19 protein-coding genes are annotated in these 19,849 nt (G+C 32.3%); 9 read left to right on the top strand and 10 right to left on the bottom strand.

Annotated features, from left to right (window positions below; genetic code table 11):
* Positions 1-225: 225 nt before the first annotated feature.
* The 9 genes from AACW45_RS11075 to AACW45_RS11035 all read right to left on the bottom strand — a co-directional run bounded on the left by AACW45_RS11075 (position 226) and on the right by AACW45_RS11035 (position 5,124).
* On the bottom strand, positions 226-981 hold the full coding sequence (locus tag AACW45_RS11075) for a prohibitin family protein (protein WP_190627647.1): 756 nt from the start codon (positions 979-981) through the stop codon (positions 226-228).
* Between the two features lie 548 nt (positions 982-1,529).
* A complete protein-coding gene (locus AACW45_RS11070) occupies positions 1,530-1,892 on the bottom strand; it encodes a hypothetical protein (protein WP_190627645.1) in 363 nt (120 codons plus the stop codon).
* Positions 1,893-1,946: 54 nt separating this feature from the next.
* Positions 1,947-2,099, bottom strand: coding sequence for a hypothetical protein (locus AACW45_RS11065; protein ID WP_190627644.1), 153 nt, complete (start codon positions 2,097-2,099; stop codon positions 1,947-1,949).
* A gap of 57 nt (positions 2,100-2,156) precedes the next feature.
* Positions 2,157-2,474 carry a hypothetical protein gene (locus AACW45_RS11060; protein ID WP_190627642.1) on the bottom strand — a complete coding sequence of 106 codons (318 nt, stop codon included), beginning with the start codon at positions 2,472-2,474 and terminating at the stop codon, positions 2,157-2,159.
* Complete coding sequence (locus AACW45_RS11055; RefSeq protein WP_190627640.1) at positions 2,461-3,045, bottom strand: hypothetical protein; 585 nt, start codon at positions 3,043-3,045, stop codon at positions 2,461-2,463. The genes AACW45_RS11060 and AACW45_RS11055 overlap by 14 nt, the downstream gene beginning before the upstream one ends.
* A 1-nt stretch (position 3,046) precedes the next feature.
* On the bottom strand, positions 3,047-3,253 hold the full coding sequence (locus tag AACW45_RS11050) for a hypothetical protein (protein WP_190627638.1): 207 nt from the start codon (positions 3,251-3,253) through the stop codon (positions 3,047-3,049).
* Positions 3,254-3,319: 66 nt separating this feature from the next.
* On the bottom strand, positions 3,320-3,496 hold the full coding sequence (locus AACW45_RS11045; protein WP_190627636.1) for a hypothetical protein: 177 nt from the start codon (positions 3,494-3,496) through the stop codon (positions 3,320-3,322).
* A gap of 106 nt (positions 3,497-3,602) precedes the next feature.
* On the bottom strand, positions 3,603-4,385 hold the full coding sequence (locus AACW45_RS11040) for a WecB/TagA/CpsF family glycosyltransferase (RefSeq protein WP_190627635.1): 783 nt from the start codon (positions 4,383-4,385) through the stop codon (positions 3,603-3,605).
* A gap of 235 nt (positions 4,386-4,620) precedes the next feature.
* Positions 4,621-5,124 carry a hypothetical protein gene (locus tag AACW45_RS11035; protein ID WP_190627633.1) on the bottom strand — a complete coding sequence of 168 codons (504 nt, stop codon included), beginning with the start codon at positions 5,122-5,124 and terminating at the stop codon, positions 4,621-4,623.
* A 72-nt stretch (positions 5,125-5,196) separates the two neighbouring features.
* Between AACW45_RS11035 and AACW45_RS11030 the strand changes: the two genes are divergently transcribed.
* Genes AACW45_RS11030 through AACW45_RS11000 form a run of 7 tightly spaced genes read left to right on the top strand, consistent with a single transcriptional unit; the run spans position 5,197 to position 7,796 of the window.
* Complete coding sequence (locus AACW45_RS11030; protein WP_190627631.1) at positions 5,197-5,574, top strand: hypothetical protein; 378 nt, start codon at positions 5,197-5,199, stop codon at positions 5,572-5,574.
* Complete coding sequence (locus AACW45_RS11025; RefSeq protein ID WP_190627630.1) at positions 5,567-5,821, top strand: hypothetical protein; 255 nt, start codon at positions 5,567-5,569, stop codon at positions 5,819-5,821. Before AACW45_RS11030 ends, AACW45_RS11025 begins: the two co-directional genes overlap by 8 nt.
* Positions 5,800-6,057 carry a PAAR domain-containing protein gene (locus AACW45_RS11020; RefSeq protein ID WP_190627628.1) on the top strand — a complete coding sequence of 86 codons (258 nt, stop codon included), beginning with the start codon at positions 5,800-5,802 and terminating at the stop codon, positions 6,055-6,057. Before AACW45_RS11025 ends, AACW45_RS11020 begins: the two co-directional genes overlap by 22 nt.
* Entirely contained in the window at positions 6,057-6,902 is an 846-nt protein-coding gene (locus tag AACW45_RS11015; protein WP_190627626.1) for a hypothetical protein, read from the top strand. The genes AACW45_RS11020 and AACW45_RS11015 overlap by 1 nt, the downstream gene beginning before the upstream one ends.
* Positions 6,893-7,258, top strand: coding sequence for a hypothetical protein (locus AACW45_RS11010; RefSeq protein ID WP_190627624.1), 366 nt, complete (start codon positions 6,893-6,895; stop codon positions 7,256-7,258). The genes AACW45_RS11015 and AACW45_RS11010 overlap by 10 nt, the downstream gene beginning before the upstream one ends.
* Complete coding sequence (locus AACW45_RS11005; RefSeq protein WP_190627622.1) at positions 7,255-7,515, top strand: hypothetical protein; 261 nt, start codon at positions 7,255-7,257, stop codon at positions 7,513-7,515. Before AACW45_RS11010 ends, AACW45_RS11005 begins: the two co-directional genes overlap by 4 nt.
* Complete coding sequence (locus AACW45_RS11000) at positions 7,512-7,796, top strand: hypothetical protein (RefSeq protein ID WP_190627620.1); 285 nt, start codon at positions 7,512-7,514, stop codon at positions 7,794-7,796. Before AACW45_RS11005 ends, AACW45_RS11000 begins: the two co-directional genes overlap by 4 nt.
* Here the strand turns inward: AACW45_RS11000 and AACW45_RS10995 are convergent.
* Complete coding sequence (locus AACW45_RS10995) at positions 7,785-18,896, bottom strand: hypothetical protein (RefSeq protein WP_190692774.1); 11,112 nt, start codon at positions 18,894-18,896, stop codon at positions 7,785-7,787. The two genes, AACW45_RS11000 and AACW45_RS10995, sit on opposite strands and share 12 nt — an antisense overlap.
* Positions 18,897-19,013: 117 nt before the next feature.
* Between AACW45_RS10995 and AACW45_RS10990 the strand changes: the two genes are divergently transcribed.
* Together AACW45_RS10990 and AACW45_RS10985 are read left to right on the top strand one after the other, a co-directional pair.
* Positions 19,014-19,376, top strand: coding sequence for a hypothetical protein (locus tag AACW45_RS10990; protein WP_190627616.1), 363 nt, complete (start codon positions 19,014-19,016; stop codon positions 19,374-19,376).
* 263 nt (positions 19,377-19,639) lie between these two features.
* Complete coding sequence (locus AACW45_RS10985; RefSeq protein ID WP_190627614.1) at positions 19,640-19,831, top strand: hypothetical protein; 192 nt, start codon at positions 19,640-19,642, stop codon at positions 19,829-19,831.
* Positions 19,832-19,849: the final 18 nt, after the last annotated feature.

The raw sequence follows: 19,849 nt of genomic DNA, 5'->3' as shown, positions 1-19,849 counted from the left end.
TATTCAATATTTAAAAGCAGACCTAGGAGTTGCACCTAGTAAAGAACTCTGGTTATGAGCCAGGTAAGCGCACTGTAGCTTAATATCTGCCATGTGGTAGTAAACCTAATACTCCCTAATCTTAATACTAGAGTCTAAAGGAATAATATTCCTCTGTGTTACTACCTTCTAGAATACACTAGCTATAAGAACTATATAGCTAATGTATTAATGAATCAAGTGGGATTATTTACTTTGAACAATTACAGGTTGTTTATTATCTCCTAAACTAAATACACTAGATTGACCGCTCCATTTCTCAATAGCCTGCTGTTGAACTAGGATTGGAGATAGACTATCAGCTAACACTTTATTAGTCTGGGCTGTAATCTGAGCTGTCTCATTATCAATCTTAGCCTGTTCTTTCTTCTGAGAAGCTATTACTTTATTTTCTATTGACTGTTGTACTTGGGGATCTAAGCTAATTCCTGTAACATTAATAGCAGTCAATATTATATTTGGCTGACTTTCTAGCTCTTTAATAATCCTTTGCTCAATCTCTTCAGAGATACCAGCTTGGTTAGAAATTATGTCATTCATAGTGTATTCAGCTATTACTGTCTTTACAGTAGAAAGAAGTTTAGGCTGGAGAGCTATCTTCTTAATCAAACTATTCTCTAGACCAATATGAATAGCTGTATCTGCGGCAACTAAAGGATTATTATTATAAGTTGCTGTAGCAGCTACCTTTATCTCTTGACCATCTTTAGATAAAGTAACGAACAATTCTTCATCAGCTTGTGTCTTAACATCTAAGCTTTTAACACTAGTGATAAAGGGTATTGCAAAGTTTAATCCGGGGCTAAGAGTCTCTTGACTAACCTTACCAAAGTGATATACAACTCCAACCTCACCGCTCTGAACGATTATTACAGAACCAAACCAAATCAATAAAGCCAGAATAGAACCTACTAACAAACTAATTAACTGAAATACTTTCATCTTATTGCTCTTTAGAAATGTGTACTACACTTTTTATGGATGAGTGTGAACCACTAAACAAATTAACTAAGGGTATTAAATAGATCCCACCACATACTATTTATTTTATTAGGCAACTCTTTATGACTATATTTGCAAATTTCAATAGATGTGTATACCATTATCAAAGCTCCAATAATATTGTTGATATCTATCCATATCCAAGTTGAATCGTGATACTTATTAAATATCGTGTAGGCAATAGCTAATATATCAGTAGTACCCATAAATGCTAAGACAAAAACTAATATATTCTTTGAAAATCTGGTCATAGTACCACATACTCTTACATACGTAAGCATGAAAGCATAGCAAACTAAATATCCTTTGATGCCTCCTATAATCAGACCGTAAAATATATTTGTAAGCAAATTAGTCTCTGTTTTTAGATAATGGGAGTCTATGAGTAATGTGTGAAGAATCTCAATTAATCCAGAAGATAAGCAAGACAGAAATATTGCAGCTATATATCTAACTAAACTTCTCAATCTATACAACCTCATACTTATTTAATCCCTCACAATTATTACTTCATTAACAATAGAGTCACTGTTGATTCTTTCTTCTTTTAGAAAGTAGATATTATGTTCTCTAGTAGAACTAACTTCTACCCCCGTCATAAATCTATTAGTTCTAAGATATATAGCTGTTATTTCTTCTACCTCATCTTGCATTTCTATTAGTCCCCAGTGTTCACTAGAATCAAAGTATTCAAATAATTCTTCACAGAAGCAGCCAGTGAAATGAAATTTACCTTTTCTAATTCTCTGTACTACTTCAAACTTTCCTTTGAATCCTTCATTAATAAGTCCCTTTCTATAGAAAGTTAAATCTATAAAAGGGCACTTAATCTCTTGAGAAGAGAGAATCATAAGACCACAGTACATATATTTCTATTGAATTCAATAGAAATATATTAACTTACCTTAATACTCTGGACTATCTTCATCTCTAGGAAATTGTTCTGGATGATCTTCTTGAGCTGCTGCTAATAAGTTTCCTAGTAAGTTAGGTAGAGTCCAATAGTTAGGATCATCTATTATTACTATTGGATCACTAGGTCTATCTGGATCAATCATATATACCTCACTAGTCTATTTAACTAAAATAGGCGGCTAGTTATGCCGCCCTAATCACTAATCTTCTTCTTTACCATAGACATCCCACATAGGATCTATACCTAGTAGAACACTATTATTAGGAGAGTCTTCATCTAGAAAGTCAATTAATTCATCATATTCATCTTCATTATCATTAAGAACTTGGATAAATAATCTCTCTATTGTCTTCCCTTCTTTTTCTAGATAACTTAATCTTTCTCTAGTTTTCTCTTCTAAGAGGGTCTGTCTATCCTCCCAAGATAATGTAGATGTATTTAATCTGAACTTAAACATTCTGTGAGCTGTGTGTGCTTTTCTATAACTCTCATTAGTACCTTTTCTAGTTAACACCATCCCTACTGTCACTACTACTAGGCATATTATTACGTTGTTCATTAATCCTCCCGTAGCACATATCTTTTATATACTGTGAGGTTTGATAGGCTTCTTCTATCTCTTCATATCTAAATAATCCATCTCCTGCTCTAACTACTCTAAGAGCCATATATTGAGTTAGGTTAGTATAACTATTGCCGCCAACTATGAGTTGTTTAACGCCACTAACAGTTAGTAGACTCTGATTAGGCTGTCTAATAACTTCTATATTCTTATAGTAGATATTATCTTTATCTACATCACACTCGCTATAAGGTTCTGTGAATGTATAACTATCTAATGGAAGTCTAGTTATATATTTAGTCCTATCTCTTTTGCCATAAGCTAACTCAATACCAAATATATATTTACTAAATTTATTACTTAAATGTTGTTCTACTTCTCTAGTAGAAAAAGGAACATAAAGTCCTCTCTCAAACTTAGGAGCTTTATAGAACTTTAAAGAGAATATATAATCTAGTATTTCTAAATTAGATAGTCTTTTATCTTCGTCTATTAGAATAGAATCTGCTCTAACTGATACTTGCATATTACTCTTGCTCCTCTGGTATAAAATAAATACCTTCCATAATAGTTAACTCAGCTTCATCTTTATGTGTTTCAGTTACATAACTGTAGTATTGAACGCCTTCAATTATTGCGTCTGCTACGGATTCATGTTCACTTCCAACTTCATGAGTATCTTGAGTTCTATTAATTAGCAGATACATAAACATTCTACCTACTGCTTTGAACATACACTGCCTTAAATTCTACTTTTGCAATTTAATAAAACAGGCGGCATAACTAGCCGCCCACTCTATTTATTCTTCAGTTAAAGTACTTTCTCTATCAACAATTTCTCCATCATCATCTATAGTCTCTACTATAGTAAGTCTAATGTGCCCGCCTTCATTATTTACATCTTCATATAGATAAGACTTATATCTATAGTTATCATTATCTTCCCTATAGATAAGACTTATATCTATAGTTATCATTATCTTCCCTATAGTAATCTATCAAGTCACCCATTCTATCAGTAGATACTTTTGTTCTTTCAGTAAAAGTATCTAACTTTAATAATCTAGCCAGCCACCTAAACATTTATTTACCCCGCCACTTATTTAACAATTCTCTCATCACTAACCATAGAAAGTAGACATTGCTTAGATATCTAGGTATTAATCTTCTATCAGTAAGAGCCCGATGTAGCCACTCCATACCAATTCTACCTATCCATTTAGGAGCCCTCTTTTTCATACCTACTAAGAATTCAGGAGAAGCACCTAAACCAATACCCAACTTAGCTCTAAGACCATGACCATATTCTATTAACCATCTTTCTTGTCTAGGGAATCCTAAACAGACTAGTACTATATCTACTTCTAGTTCCCAGATATCATTAGCTATCTGCTCTCTATTATTTCCTCTACCCTCGAATGGGAAAGAAGCTATAGAACTATCATACAGATTGATATTAGGGTAGTAATCTGTTATGTATTCTTTTAGCTTTACCTTTACTTCTTTATTTGGAAGGACAAATACCATACTCCATTGATTACTATTAGCTAACCAAAGCAAGTCAGAAAGCAAGTCACTTCCTGGTATTCTTTCTTTAAGAGGAGTACCTAATAATCTACTAGCCCATACTAAAGGCATACCATCTGGAATAAGGAAAGCTTCTCTATAAGTCCATTTCAAAGGTAATCTATTAAAAGACTCTAAAGATTCATCTTCTAGTTTGCAGATATGATCTACATTGGGTGTAAAGATATTTGTATATCGATTATTATTATTAATCCATTCTTCTATTTGAATTAATAAATCGTCCTTATTACCAGCATAGATATCTAAACCAAACAAATTCACTTTACTTAAACGGAACATAACTCTTTTAATCACCTATAAAAAAATAAAAGCGCCTCCTAATAATTTAGAAAGCGCCACGCATTAATATGTATTCGATTTATAATTTAAGGAGGATGTCCTTTAAGTAATAGCTCTTTATCAATATAGTTAGTGATATTTCTCATAGGCGTAACAGATATTAGTTAAGTATAAAAGTAATCTAACTTATTTCTATTAAATTGTTAATGTAAGAAACCCGTATATAATTTACGGATTATTCTATATTCATTACATAGTTTATTATTCTTCTATACTTATCTTCAGTTGTATGCCCATTCCATTTATTCTCTCTAAGAGGTAACCAATGGAATAGATATAGTTCACTATCATGGATATGCCAACTATATTGTTCCTCTTCATTTAATTGAATAACAATAATATTTCTCCAATCTTCCTCCCAATCTTTATCTTCAACAGGATGTAACCATCTTTCAACTATAGATGGATCTGCTGAATATAGAATATTACACAAGAAAGCTAGAAGTATATTTCTTTCTCTATATATATAGTTCTTATCTTCTTTAAGAATATTTACTTCTCTAGCTAAGTTAATTTTCTCTACTACTATTTCATGACTATTATCTATTAAGCATTGAATAGATTTACCTAAAGCTTCTTTCTCTTCTGATAATCTTTGTACTCTAGTTTCAAGTAACTTAACTTGTCTCTTTAAGGAATCGACATCTTGTAATAAACTGCTCTCTTCAATAGGATGCATACTTCCCACTCAATAGTTAATTAATCAATTAGTATAATATATATTATTAATCAACTATTAACAAATAGATCTATGGAAGATTTTAATTTTTATGCTATTAATCTACTTGTAGAGTTAGCTTACACAAAGAATATAGACGCTGTAGATTTATTTATTGAATCTATATCTCAAGTAACTCAAGAGAAACAGATGCACTTTATATTAGGAGAGGCGGCTGATTATCTTAATACTAACAATCCTGATCTTTGTATATGGTTAGTAGATACTATTAATGATATAGGAGCAGATGATATAGAATACTTTCCTTCGTTTAAAGATTTAGAACATGTTCTTCTTGATGAAGGATTAAAAGAAGGAATTGATTATACTATATCTAATGAAGTTATACATCTTAACAATACAGCTAAAGAAAAGCTAAGTAATTATTATGATATGGAATCCTTTGAATAGATTAGTTAGTATTATTAAATTTCTAAGCTCTATTTCATCTACCTCAGAGGGACTAGTTATTTCCTTAAATAATAGTTCTGTCTTATTTAGAGAAGATGGCAGTTTATTAATTAAATCCACTAGATATTTAGTAGTTGATTATGATAAAGGATTTCTTAATTGTAAGAATGAATTTATAAATTTTATTGATGGTATAGAAGAAGGTTATTTCCAAGAGGAAGAAGAATGCAATCAGCAGTTAGATTAGGAGACTTTGTTAGGAAGATATGTAGAGGTAGAGTTAGCGGGCCTTTTATATCTGCTTCTAGAACAACTTTTGTAAATGGTAGAGGACAAGTTAGATTATTTGATAGTTCCCTACCTGGAATTGCTGTTACTGGATCTCGTACTACTTTTGTAGATGGAAGACCCGCAGTTCGTATCAAAGATAGAGTTATATGTGGAATTATTCAAACTTCTTCTAGTGATACTTTTATAGGCTAATGACAGATATTAAAGAAGTTAATATACCAGAAATATTATCGGCATCTATCTCTAAGTATTACTCGGAGATAGATACCACTTGGGATTATGGAACTCAATTAACAACACTAGATAGGAATCCATATAGTAGAACATATAACGTTCTATCTTTTCCTAATGTTGATTCAACTCTAGATATTATTCAATTAGGAACTTATCTAGAAGAATATGAAGGTACTTTCTATTATCAAGTAAGTAACTACTTTCTAGAATCTATTTACTCTTCTTTTGTAGTAGGTAATCCTAATCAAGACTTTCTCAGATGGAAGAAAACCACTTCTAGGATTAGACAGGAGATTGTATATGCTCATAAGAACATAGGAAATGTTGAGTGGTCTAGACCACTTTTATCCCAACCTAATGTGCTGCCAGTAATATATAGTCCTTTAACAAATCCTTATACTCTTCCTATTATTGATGTTGGTAAAGCCTTAGGAGCAGTAGTCACATGTCAATATCCTATAGAGATTAGATTAAAGAATACTGTCAATGAAGAAGGTACATTAGTAGATCCTACTTTTATTCTTTTAACTAGTAGATATTTAGAGATAAGACTAATAGATGTGACTGATACTTCTCATACTTCTGTGAGAGTAGATTTCTTTGGAGAATATAAATGGAGAAGTTTTGTTCCTATGAATACTGAGAGTGAGGAAAACCTTATTCATCCTAGTAATACTCTATTATCTAATAGATTAAAGCCGCCAGGATTACCTAATTTATTAGATAACTTTTGGAATAGTAATACTACTTTCAATATAATATCCGATTTTAATAATAGGACTAATTCTCCAGTATGGATTTAGAAGTATTAGATTATAGAAGATTAACTATCTCTGAAAGAAGAGTTGAAATACCTTATGGGGATAAAGATAAGTTAGTAATAGATTTTAATATAGGTAAGACAGATATTAGGATACCAATAGAAGATGAAGCTATACCAAAGTTTCTAGCTTTACAAGATTATCTTTCTCTAAGTAAGAAGGAAACTTTAATTTATTTAATTAATTTCTATTATCAAACTGAATATAGTCATGTTATGGAAGCTAGAAGAAATATACTTAAGACTATATATAAAGGAGTTGATATAAGATATATTACTCAGATTAAATTACTATATACCGCCCTTGGTCATTTTCTTAAAAGGGCAAGATACTTATGATATTCACTAACTATTTAACTATTCAAGATAAAATAAACGCTAGTATTAATTCTATATATCCCTTTCTTCCTGAAGAAATAGAATCAGAGTATGTAGTACTTGAGTGTATAGAAGATACTTACCTAGTCCTTTCTATTAGTGCAGAAACAGAAGAAGAGATAATAGAACAAGCTGCTTCTATATGTTATATATTAATATCTTCTGGTTTAATTAACTTTACTTTTAATCTTAGTTCTTCTCTAGAAGAGAATTTATGAAGAAGATAAATCTATCTGAATATAAATTGGTATATGAGATAACTATCTTACCTCATATATTATTTGCTCAATTAACTAATGCTGATGAGCCTCTTTATTTTTCTAAGCCTCTTGAAGTACCTACTGAACTTCAACACTTTTCTATTGATCTTAGAGTAGGTTTATATTCACCTGAAGGAAGATTAATTGAATTAGCTAATAAGTTAGTTCACTATAAAACAGTTACTTCAGAATTAAATATTTTACCCCTTAAGATAATCCATAATTATTTAAGGACTTAATTCAGTTTGATATCCATCATAGGTATTATCAGTTTGAAATGTTTCACTAACCCCTTCGTTATCTAAATCTTCTGCATATAGACCTTGTTGGGTAGCAGTATTAATCTCAGGATCACCACTATAACTTCTATAAGTTATATATTCTACTATTCCATTACTACTTTCTAAATTAGAGTTATCGTCTAGTAATTCTTCATTAGATACTTGTTTTACTCTATTTAGATATTCTTTTGCACTTTTTAGAGTCTGTTCTAATACACTAGGATTACTAGGATTAACTATTTGTTTAGCCCCTTCACCTACTAACATACCTAATACAGCACTAGCTATACCGCCTAAAGCAGTAGCAGCCACACCCCTTATCCCTTCATATGTGTTGATATCTAATGTATGTTTCTCTCTTCCTAATGCTCTAGCAGCCACATTAGTAAACTTTTCTGATACGAGTCCTATAGTCGCATTCATAGCTATTTCTCTAACTGCCAAACCTGTAAGAGCTTTACCAATATCTCCATCTTCCTGATTCTGAATAGCCATCCTAGCTTTAAATGCCGTACCAGCAGCAATACTAGAAGCAGCAGTAATACCTTTTCCTAAATCAGTCTTCCCTGAGAATTGATAAGGTCTTGTATAGGCAAGAGCTGTAATACTATTTCCTATTGCTTGTTGGAATATTTCTGGATTAACTTCCCCACTGGCAATAGCTTGACCTGCTATTGCTAATAAAGGTAAAGCAAATATTTCTAAACCTATATCAGAATTCTTATTAATTAGACCTGAAGTAGTCTGTTTTAAATGCTGACCTAAGTTTATATTACTACCTTGATTTCTTACATTAGGTGCTATATATCCTCTCCCCATCTTCTGTCTTAAATCTGCTTCTGCTTGACTTAGTTCACTGCCATTACTATCTGGATTAGCTATAGACTTAGTTAATAAATAACTTAAATGTCTTTGTACAAATTCTCTAGCTGTTTCTTTACTAGCGCCTAATTTCTGTACATGTTTAACTAAATCATCTTCATTAATCTCAGATAAATTATCAGTACTTGCGCCTCTTTGCATTTCTAATACAGTTTGAGACATCATTCCATATTGAGTTTGTCTAACTCTAGCCATCATTAACTCAGCTACTTCTTTATCTTTTAATGCTGGGGCTAATAACTCAGCCATCCTAGCACTCTCTTCACTAGTATTAAGATTACCCATACTATTCATTGCACTAAGAACATCTTCTATTGAAGCATTACTCTTACCAGTATGTCTTCTAAAAGTAGCTACGTTAGCATTCATAAAGAATGCTAGAGTCTCATTATCTATTTTCCCTGAAGTTGCTGCCATTAGATGATTAAAGAAACTACTATCTTTACTTAATAATAAATTCTTACCGCCTGCCATAAAGTTACCACCATAAGCTTCAGCTCTATTAGCATTGAACTTAGCAAAGCTAATTAGCTTTTCTCCAAAGTCTCCAGCAAAGTGGCTTGTTTGTCCTTTAGTCTTTAAGAAAACATGAGCATGATATTTCTTATCTATCTCATCCATCTCTTCATACTTACTAACATGTTGAGCAGGAATCATAGACTTAATATAATCAACATATTCAGCTTCGTCTCTATTAAGAGTATTAATAGGTATTAGACTAGGGTTAGCTAGATGTCTACCAGCTATATCTATTAATGGTGTAATGGCTTCATCTATTGCTTTAAATTGAGGTAATCCTGATTCTAAATCTTCCTTAAAGATACTATATAAAGTATTACCAGTACTATCTGGACTGTTCCATCTACCGCCCTTATATAATAATTCTTTTCCTCTTCCTTTCTCAAAAGCATATGCACTAGTTACACTTACTAAATCCATCTTAGTTTTGTAAGCTGCTAGTACTACATTCTTATTACCATGTTTTTCTAATCCCTCTGAACTACTGGCATTTATTGTTCCATTAGGATTTACATACCCCAATCTTCTTAAGTATTCTTTATACTCTGGACTTTCTTCATTAATACCAAACTTTCTTAATAACTCTTGATTAGCTAATTTCTCATTAGTATCATTCTCTTCTCTTCTTAGTCCTTCTATATGTCTTACTAAATTATCTAATTGAACTAAAGCCTTTAATCCAGATCCAGGCCCGAAGTCTTCTACTAACTCTTGTATAATTCTATCTTTATCCTTCTCATTAGCTTTTCTATAGGCATCTAACTTATCATTTAATTCTCTGAAGAATCCAGCAGCATCTTTAGGTTTAATAGAATCTCTCATAATCTGATTAACAGTTTGTAGAAATCCCCCCATTTCTTGGGAGTATCCTCTAGCATATTTAGCACTCTGCATTAAATCCTGATATCCCTGATCTCCTATATTTCTCTTTACTAGATTACCTAGAGTACCTTCAGGATCATCATTCTCTAATGCATGAGCCATAGCTAACATAGGAGATTCAGCATATAATAACCCAGCCATAGTGTTATAAGTCTTACCTAATATCACACTACCTGCTTGAGCTAATGCTTTATTCATCATCTCCATATTCTCTGTATTCATGCCCGCACCCATTAACCCTCTAGACTGATACTTTTGAATTGCATCACTGCCTACTTGAGCTTGAGTCAACGAACCTAAATACTCTGTTAAACCTTTATCAAACCCATCTTTATTCTGATGTGCTTTTACTAAATTCTGTCTAATATCTTCTCTTAATCCATTATCAGTTTTTAATAGTTCATATAAATTATTATCACTACCTGTACTATGACTTATAATTAATCTTTCAAATGCACCTTTATCTTGAACTACTTTCTCATCTCTTCCTATAGCCATAAGACCTTCTAACATAGGCTTATTAACTATATTCTTCATACCATCAAATAAATCTCTGGCATGTTCTAAGAAGCTAAATATTACATTAGTATCTTTTCCTTCTAGAAAAGCCTTATCTATCTTTAGATAATTACTTACCCAACTAGCAGCTTTATCTTTAAATTCAGTAATACTATTAGTCTTCTCTACCTGTTGAAGAGTAACACTTAAGTCTCTATTCTCATTAATATATTTATTTTTTCTACTTTCTAACTTATCTAAAGCTTTATTTAAATCTGCTAATTTAGTAGGATCAGTTTCGTTACTAATCTTATTTGTTACATCAATAATACTTTCTTCTATATTTCTAATAATTACAGAGTTATGTTCTCTTTGTAGATCTAATCTTCTACTATGTTCAAATATAGCCGCCGCACTATCTCCATCAAAGTCACCGCCTTGACTAGTATAGAATCCTATAGGATGAAATAAACCTAAAGTCTTATTTCTATCTATATTAAAACTCATAGTAAAACCTTTCTCTTGAAGTCTATTATTTAAATCTTCAAGTGAGAATACATCATATTTACTATAAGTAATAAATTCATTACCTATAGGTGAAGCTCTAAATGAATTCATCCTAACTAGATCTAGCTCTACAAAGTTTCTAGATAAATCACTATTTAATAAATGTTTAATATCTGCTAACTCTTCTGGACTACTACTCTTGCTTAATCTAGATTGGAATCCATCTAATCTAGAATACATATCTTGTATCTTTTGATTAAGCTGACTCTTTAAGAAGAACTCTCCATGTTTAGTTTCTAAATCTGTTTGGTACTGCTTAATCTGTTCTCTAACAATATCTATATTCTCTTGTATAACTTGAGCATTCAAACTTCTCTTATCATCATTAAATCTATCTATTACATTCATAGTCCCCTTTCTAATCTCACCTGCTAGAGATTCAGCTCTCATCTTAGGCATGTACATACCTTTTCTACCACTACCTAACCTAAGACCTTCTATTACTGAAGGAGCATTAATTAAACCCAATGTATTAGCTTTCATCTTTTCAATAGTAGTATCACCGTACTTACCACTATTCCTACCTAATCTACCTAAAGCTTCCACTTGAAGAATCTGCATCTCTGCAATAGCAGCTAATCTAGCAAAGTAATCTCCTTCTCTAATAGAACTCTCCACTTTCAAATCTTGATAGTGACCTAATCTATCTTCTATATGAAGTAGTATCCTTTCCTTATCATCATTATTAGTAGCTGCACTAAGAGCTTCTCTAATCTTAGTAGACTCTTCTATTAATCTTGTTATTTGTTTTGTTCCTTTAGGCCCTAATCCATCATGCAACATTACATGTTGAGCGCTAAGTAATCTTCTATGGTCGTTATAATAACCTAAATCTTTAAGTAAATCATTTCTTCTACTAGCAGCTTCTAATTCACCTTTAGTAGCATTCTTCATATACTCCCTAAAGTCTTTACCTTTCCAAGGAATAGAAGGATTAGCCGCCTCTAACTCAGCTAACTGTCTTTTAGTTTTAATTATTCTATTAGTATTCTTACCTATTCTATCTTCTAGAATAACTAAAGCTTTCTTTCTATCTTCTGCTGCTTTACCACCAAACTTATTCTGAATAGCATCCATTCCTACCAACACTCCATTAGGAACTAATAGAGAACCAGCAGCAGTAAAGTTAGCTCCCTCCATAGGAGTCTTATTACCCATTACCTGTTGCAATCTAGTACCAGCTATTCCTCCATGTAATAGAGGAAATATATTCATAGCGCTATCTTGCCACCTAATAATATCTCTAGCTGCTTCCAATCCCACTTCTACTTCTCCCTCATCTCCCATGACAGCTATCTTGTCTAGTAATTTATTAACATGAGTCCCTACTGCTAAACCTTCCCAAACATCCATAATTATTTTTATTTCTTCACTCATCTGATCCCCATATTGTTCTCCTACAATACGAGTATCTTCAGCAGAAGGGGCAAAACTATATACTTTAACAGCTTTATTAAATCTGACCTTACCTCCTTCTATTTCTAGTAGAGGGAAAGAGAACCCCATTCTCTGCATTCCACTCTTACTCATCCCTTCTATCACTGAATAAGCGTGACTAATACCTTCTGCTTTATCACTAAGTAATTTATATTCAGTAGATACAGCTTCAAACTCTTTCATTACTCCTTCTATACCTAAACTAAGAGTAGTTTCAAACTGACCTCTTGATTGATTCTTTTCTAGAACTCCTAACAATCCTTTAACATCTTCCATACTGCCAACCTTACTACTCTTAATAAGATTTGCAATCATTTGTTTATCTTGTTCTGTGTAATTAAAACTAGTAGATCCCATCATCACTTGAATAGTACCAAATAGTTCATATCTTCTTCTTAAAGAATCAAACTGACCTGTACTACCTATCGCACTATGATAGAAACCTAGCATCTTACTCTTGAATAATGGACTTCTAGAATAGACATCCATTAAATCAAATACTTGTAGCTTATTAGTAGCCCCTACAAACTCATCTCCAGTGCCGCCCATCATTGCACCTAATAGGGTAGATACTAGATCTCTTAACTTAGCTACATTACCACTATCCTTAAATACATTAGCTTGAGCGCTGAAAGCCTCTGGTACTAGATATTGAGCTTCTAAATAGGCTTTACTTTTACTACTAACAGGTACTTTCAATTGAGAAGCAGCAGTAGGAGCTAATAGACCTACTATATGACTTGTATTAGCTAAGTAATTTAATAGTTGAGCATATTCATCTTTCCTATCAGACTCGATAATCTTTCTATAAGCTTGACCATCAATAGCAGCTAGTTCTCTAAAAGTATTCTCATCTCCTAATACATCTGCTACAGGAATAGTAATAGCCTTAGAAGTAATAAGCTGCGCCATTAAATCTATTCCCCCAGCTATAATACTCAACTCTCTACCTCTACCACTCTTATCCATTGCTAGATATTCTTGGTTAATAATTCCTTTAGTAGGATCTGATAATAATAACTTCAACTTATCTCTAAGATTATTAGCCGCCCCTCTTTCTCCTTTAAGAGATCTAGCTATATCATCATATTCAATAAACCCAATAGACTTAACGTTTAGATCACCTAAGTCACCAGTTAATGAATCTTTACCACTTAATACTTTTAGTGACTCACCAGTAGGATCTGCATTAATACCCTTAAGAAACGCCTTAGCTATATCTAAGGCATTAGTACTACCAGAATTAAGTGCTATATATTGATATCTATTTTTAAAGTACTCTCCTAAATCTCCTCTTCTAGCAGATTCAGCTAATGCAACCATAGCCTCATCACTACCTCCACCACCAAATCTATTACCCATACTCATCAATAATGAGGCGGCTAATACTCTAGTATCTGTATTAAGTAATGCTTTTAAATATTTACTATTACCTTTACTATCTCTTTCTTGTGTTAATATCTCTGCACCATGAGAGAAGAAATAACTCTTAAAGTTCTTAGGGTTAGCTATACCTTGTATCTGTTCCCTTCTTATATTAGCTCCAGTTAACGAGCCACCCCTTTGTCCTATCCATTCATCTAATACTCCATTCATATTAGTGAATATTGGAACACCTTTAAATAAACCACCAGCACTAGATTCAGTTCTTCTACCTCCTCCTTGTACTAGAGTTCTCATATAATTAACTTCTACTAGAATCTCATTACTATCTAAGTTGGCACTTAATATCCTAATATCTTTTAATACCTCTCTAGCATTCTCCTCGAAGAAAGAAGCAGTACTACTAGTAGCACTAACATAACTAAAGCTGGGTTTCTCTACTACTTTCTCAATAGTATCTTTGATAAGGGGAAACTGTTTCCTACTATCAACTACATTCTTTTTTATGTATTCTTTCTTACTCTCATCATATCTATATACCCAAGTTTTTCTATCCTCATTATCAAAAGCTATAATTTCACCACTTTCTCTCATTACATTATTCATTATATTCCAGCTATCTATACCTAATGCATCTATAAGATCACTAGAAGAAATAGTTGCTCTTAACTTACTTCCTTGAACAGTCTTAACACTTCTATCTATAAAAGTCTGTCTCATGCCATCTTCACCACCATATTCTGGATTAGCATAATACCAATCTGAATAAGCACCGCTTAATTGCATAAGCATAATAGGAGAACCATGTCTTCTAGAAGAAGCCATCATTCCTCTATCCATAGAAGCATGGGTATTAACATTTAATAACTTAGCCCTAAATATTTCTGCACCTATACCACCATAAGTTTCTTCTTTAGAGAAATTAAATTCACTCATTACTTGTGATCTAATATCTTCTACTACCTTACTTAATTGAGCGCTTAATACTGGAGCTAACTGTTGTCCTATCTCTGCTCCTATTGCATAATCGCTAGTTATTAAATCACTACTCTTACCAATACTTTTTAATCCTGTTCTTAGATCATCTAGATAAGCTGCTCTTAATTGATCACTGGTAGCCACATTAACTGAACCCTTACTAAATTTATTCTTATACTTAACAGCCTTCATAGTATCTATAAGCTGTTGGTATTCCATAGTTAGATCCATAAGAGGTCTAGTACCACCAACATTCTTTAATCTTTGGTTAATTTGAGAAGCCTTACCAATTCTGTCAAAGTAAAACATAAGGAAAGTATCATCCTCTCCACTCATCTCTCTCAATCTTTCAACATAATCCTCTCCAGTCTTACTAGCAAAACCACCACCTAAATGTTGAATAGTTTTAGCATAATCAGCCGCTTCACTAACTTTCAATATGGCACCAACTCCACTATCTTCTATAGTATCCATAAGAGTTAAATGACCCACACCAGCATGTCTATGGAAAGGAAGTAAAGCTTCATTAGTTAGATCATCTCCAATATTACCTATTTCTCTAGATCCACCTCCTTCAGCTACAGAGAAGAAAGCTAAGTCTCCTCTACCTAAATCACTAGAAGGCCCAAAAGCATATGGAGAATTAAGTAAAGCTAAACTAGCTAGCCCTCCTTGACTATTAATAATACGAACATCTCTTTCTCTTCCTCTATCAAAACCATATATAGGAACTTTTCTACTTCCTTGAGATCCACTATAAGTATTTATTTGTCCATATAAATATCTATCCTCAAACTTACTATTACTAACTTCTTTTATACCCTGCTCAATTCCTTTTCTATAAAAGCTATTAGAGTTAGCGTTAATAACGTCATATCTTAAATCAGCAAACTCATCCATACCCATAAGAGCTATGAATTGACTAATAATAGAATTACTGCTATCAAAATTACTTCCTCCTACTAGAACTCCAGCTCTGCTAGTACCACTATTAAGAGCCATTAACTTCATCGTATTAATTAGATTTCTTATCTGAACATTTCTATTACTATCGTTTAAAGAAATATTACTTAAACTCCTAACCTTATCTAATACGCCGCCATCTCTACCCGTAAATCTATTCTCAAACTTAGTAATAATCCCATATAACAAATCTCCTCCATCCATATCTAATAGAGAAGATATATCTTTTCTATTAACCCCACTCATCTTTAATAGGTAATTAACTACCATACTTCCTATAGCATCATAATTACCTCTATATTTATCAAACTCTTCTCTAGGTTTATTAATAAGTGCTTGATTACCTACCTCTATCGCTACTGAACTAAGTAATGCAATAGTACTTTCTATAGGAGATAATCCTACTCTTTGTCCATGTTGAACTATTAATTGTTTACCATCCCTTTCAAATCCAGTAACTAGATTGACTCCTGATGTATTAACTACTTCTGTTCTACCAATCATCTTAGATTTATTAAGTTCCATTACATAACCTTCATCTCTACCTGCTCCATTTAATAACGTAGTGAATTTATAACTAATAGGCCCTAATCCACTAACTCCTAATCTAGAGGGATCTAACCTAACAGATAAAGATATAGCTCTACTATGATTATCTCTATTAATTCCAACAGACATAATATTATCTACACCTAGATCACTAGTTAGATTCTTTAACCTATCATGTAGCTCCATCAATCTACTTCTATCTACTTGCTTTTCCCATTCTCCCCCTTGATAAACATCACTATATTCAATCTGACCTATTCTTCTAACTCTTATATCATTGACCTTCTCATGAAAAGCATTAGCCTGATCTCTCATCATTTCTTCTTCTTGGTTTCTACTTAAACCAAATCCAAAAGTACCTCTATCTCTCTGTACATTAGCCAGCTTTCTAACCTTATCGTTAGCAGTAATAAAATCTATTTCCCAGTTAGTTAAATCTTTTTCAAACTCATTATTTGCTAAAGCTCCAGAGTACATATTAGGGTTAGATGATCCACTCTTAGCAGCAATAGGAACCCATTTACCACTCTTATCTCTTTCTTCTGCTAACCACTCTTTACCATGCTGCATTGCTACATTAACAGACTGTATATTTCCACTAGCCATAGCCATAATTTGAACAGCCATAGATTCATCTAATGCCTGTCCTTTATAGCTATACTTCTTTAGTTCAGCCGTTAAAGAGTTAATTCTTTCTTTAGTAGTATTACCTACTGCTAAGTCACCTACTAACTTTGTTAGATCATAATTATAGTTTTTTAATAATCCAACTTCACTTAACTTATCCATTACTGGATCTTGAACTTTATCTCTATAAGTTCTGATATCTACATAGGCTACTCCTCTTCCTTCAATAACCATCTCTAAGAATTGTCTCTGCATCTTCTGAAAGACTTGAGCTTTCTGATTAATATATTGATTTCTACTATCAAATAATTGTTGAGAATGAGGCCCCATTTCACCTTTAATAAGACCTTTATTACCAAACATTAAATCTTTTTCATATTGAAGTAAGAATACTTGGTTTAGAATCATAGACATACGGGCATCATTTCTTCTACCAGCCCCATCTATATACTCAAGAGTTCCTTTAAGAAAATTAAAGTTTTCTACAGGGCCCCCTATATTACTCACTTCACTAGAAAGATTCTTTTCATTGGGTTTATTAAACGTTCTTTTCATTACTTGTCTAGCTTGCAGATATAAAAGAGATTGAGCATCTATATCTTTAGCACTCTTTCTACCAGCTCTAATCTCTTCTATTAATTCATCTGGGGTATATCCTTCTTGTTTATAATGAAGAACTTTAATAATTTCATAGTTAGATCCTGCTTGATAAACAGATTTACCAACAGGAGCAGTAAGGTTTTGAGATCCTAATATGGCGTAATTATCAGTTACTATAAATTTAGGGTGGCTTTTCTTATCAGCGAATAGAACATTAATATCTATATCATCTTTATATAAATCTTTTAATCTCATTAGTTTGTTATAGAAGCCCAAGTTAGATCCTAGAATGCCTGCCATAGAACCAACATCATGAGGCGCTTCTAAATTGAATGCCATCCTTATATTAAAACTAAACTTATCTGGGTTTTCTCCTCTAGCTATTGATTCTCTATAAGCAGTAGCTCTATTGATAATATTAGTTATGTAGTAGTCTTGTATTGTTCTATTCTGTAGTTGGAAGATATCTATAAAGAATTCTTTATTAGCTTCAGCTAACATAGCTACTGCTGGTAAGATACCTGGTCTATTAACAAAGTTAATATCTTCTAGTAAACTTTTACTTCTATTTAATCCTCCTCCAGTAATAGTATTAATACTAGAACTAGTACCATGAGCCCTTTCTTTAAATCTTTCTATATCATCATTGATGGCTTTACTAGCATTAGGAGCCGCCAATAATTCTCTATCTAATAATTCCCTTTCTCTTTCTCTTATATAGTTATATTGAGGAATAAGTTCTTTATTATCTACTTCTTCTCCTCTCATAAACTTACTTAAGTCATGAAGTAAATCTCTAGAGAATTCTCTATCTAAGTCATTATCATCAAATAGATTTCTAGTCTCAAAAGCTCCAAATAATCTTTTATATACAGCATTAGAATCTAATCCATCTTCTTCTAAAGAAGCATCAAATATATCTATTGCTCTATCTAATACTGCTCTTTTAACAGCTAATTCAGCTTCAGCATTAGATTCTTCGGCTCTTCTTTCAGCCATCTCCATATATTCATTATTAAGAAATCCCCTATATAAATCTTCTTGAGATTGATACTCATAGGGAGTACTACTTCTAAACAATAGATTAAATCTAGCTGTATTAAGTAGAGGATTGGATTTATAGCTTCTACTTCTTCTTCTTCTGAAAAGAGAACGATAATTATATTTACTCAAGGGAAAAGATACCTAATGCTATCTCTTCTATATAACTAATAAGACTATTTAAATAGTGCCCACTTTCTAGCAACTACAGTCTCTAGTATTGAAGATTAGAACTGACATATTGAGTTTATGTATAATATTAAATTACCTAGTGGTAAAGACATTTCTTTTAGAGCTCCATCATTTAAAGATAGAAGAGATATTCTAAGAGAGTTTGATAAAACAGCAGGATATTTAGCAGAAGATTTACTAGCAGTAAAGTGTTTAACCCACGTAGATAATATTGCAGTAGAACAATATTGGGAAGCAGAACCTATTACTATATTTGATAGTTGGGACTTAAGAGACCAATCTTTCTATATGGAAGTATTTATGAATATGTTTTCTCTTGATGAGAAAGCTAGAAAAGCTGCTGAAGACCAGGCAAAAAAGTTAATGGGAGTGACTGGAGATACTACGCAGAAACCAAAAGCAGCCAAGCTACCAGCCTAGAACCATTTAAACTAATATATTATTTCTCTGAAGATTCTGTATTAGTTCAATACTCTAGATTTAGTTCTATTATTCCTAATCATATAGATAGACATGCTTATTGGGATGGTTCTCTAACTCTATCAAATAGGTTTATAAATCAACCTTATCCTATTGATGAAGATTTAATATTTATTAAACATTCTTATGTAGAAAGAGTTGGTAATAATATTAGGAAGGCGGCATCTTTAGATAAATGGATAATAATAGCTAATATTACTCACATGTCATTAGAAGAGTATTTAGCTTTAGATGAGTTTTGGCAAGAAGCTGTTTATTCTTCAGTAAGTAATTTTGTAGATGAGCAGAATAAAGAACAGAAGAAGACTTTTGATGAGATGTCTAAAAAGATAGAAGACTTAGCTCCTGCTAATCATATGGCTTCAATAAATAGACCTACTTTTCATCTACCTTAACTACTTACTTAATAAGTA

It is taken from the genome of Calothrix sp. FACHB-168 (genome assembly GCF_963889195.1).
In the GTDB taxonomy this organism is placed as follows: Bacteria; Cyanobacteriota; Cyanobacteriia; order Cyanobacteriales; family Nostocaceae; genus Aulosira; species Aulosira anomala_A.
Note: the sequence above shows the minus strand (reverse complement) of the source record. Positions and strands in the feature narration are given on the sequence as shown.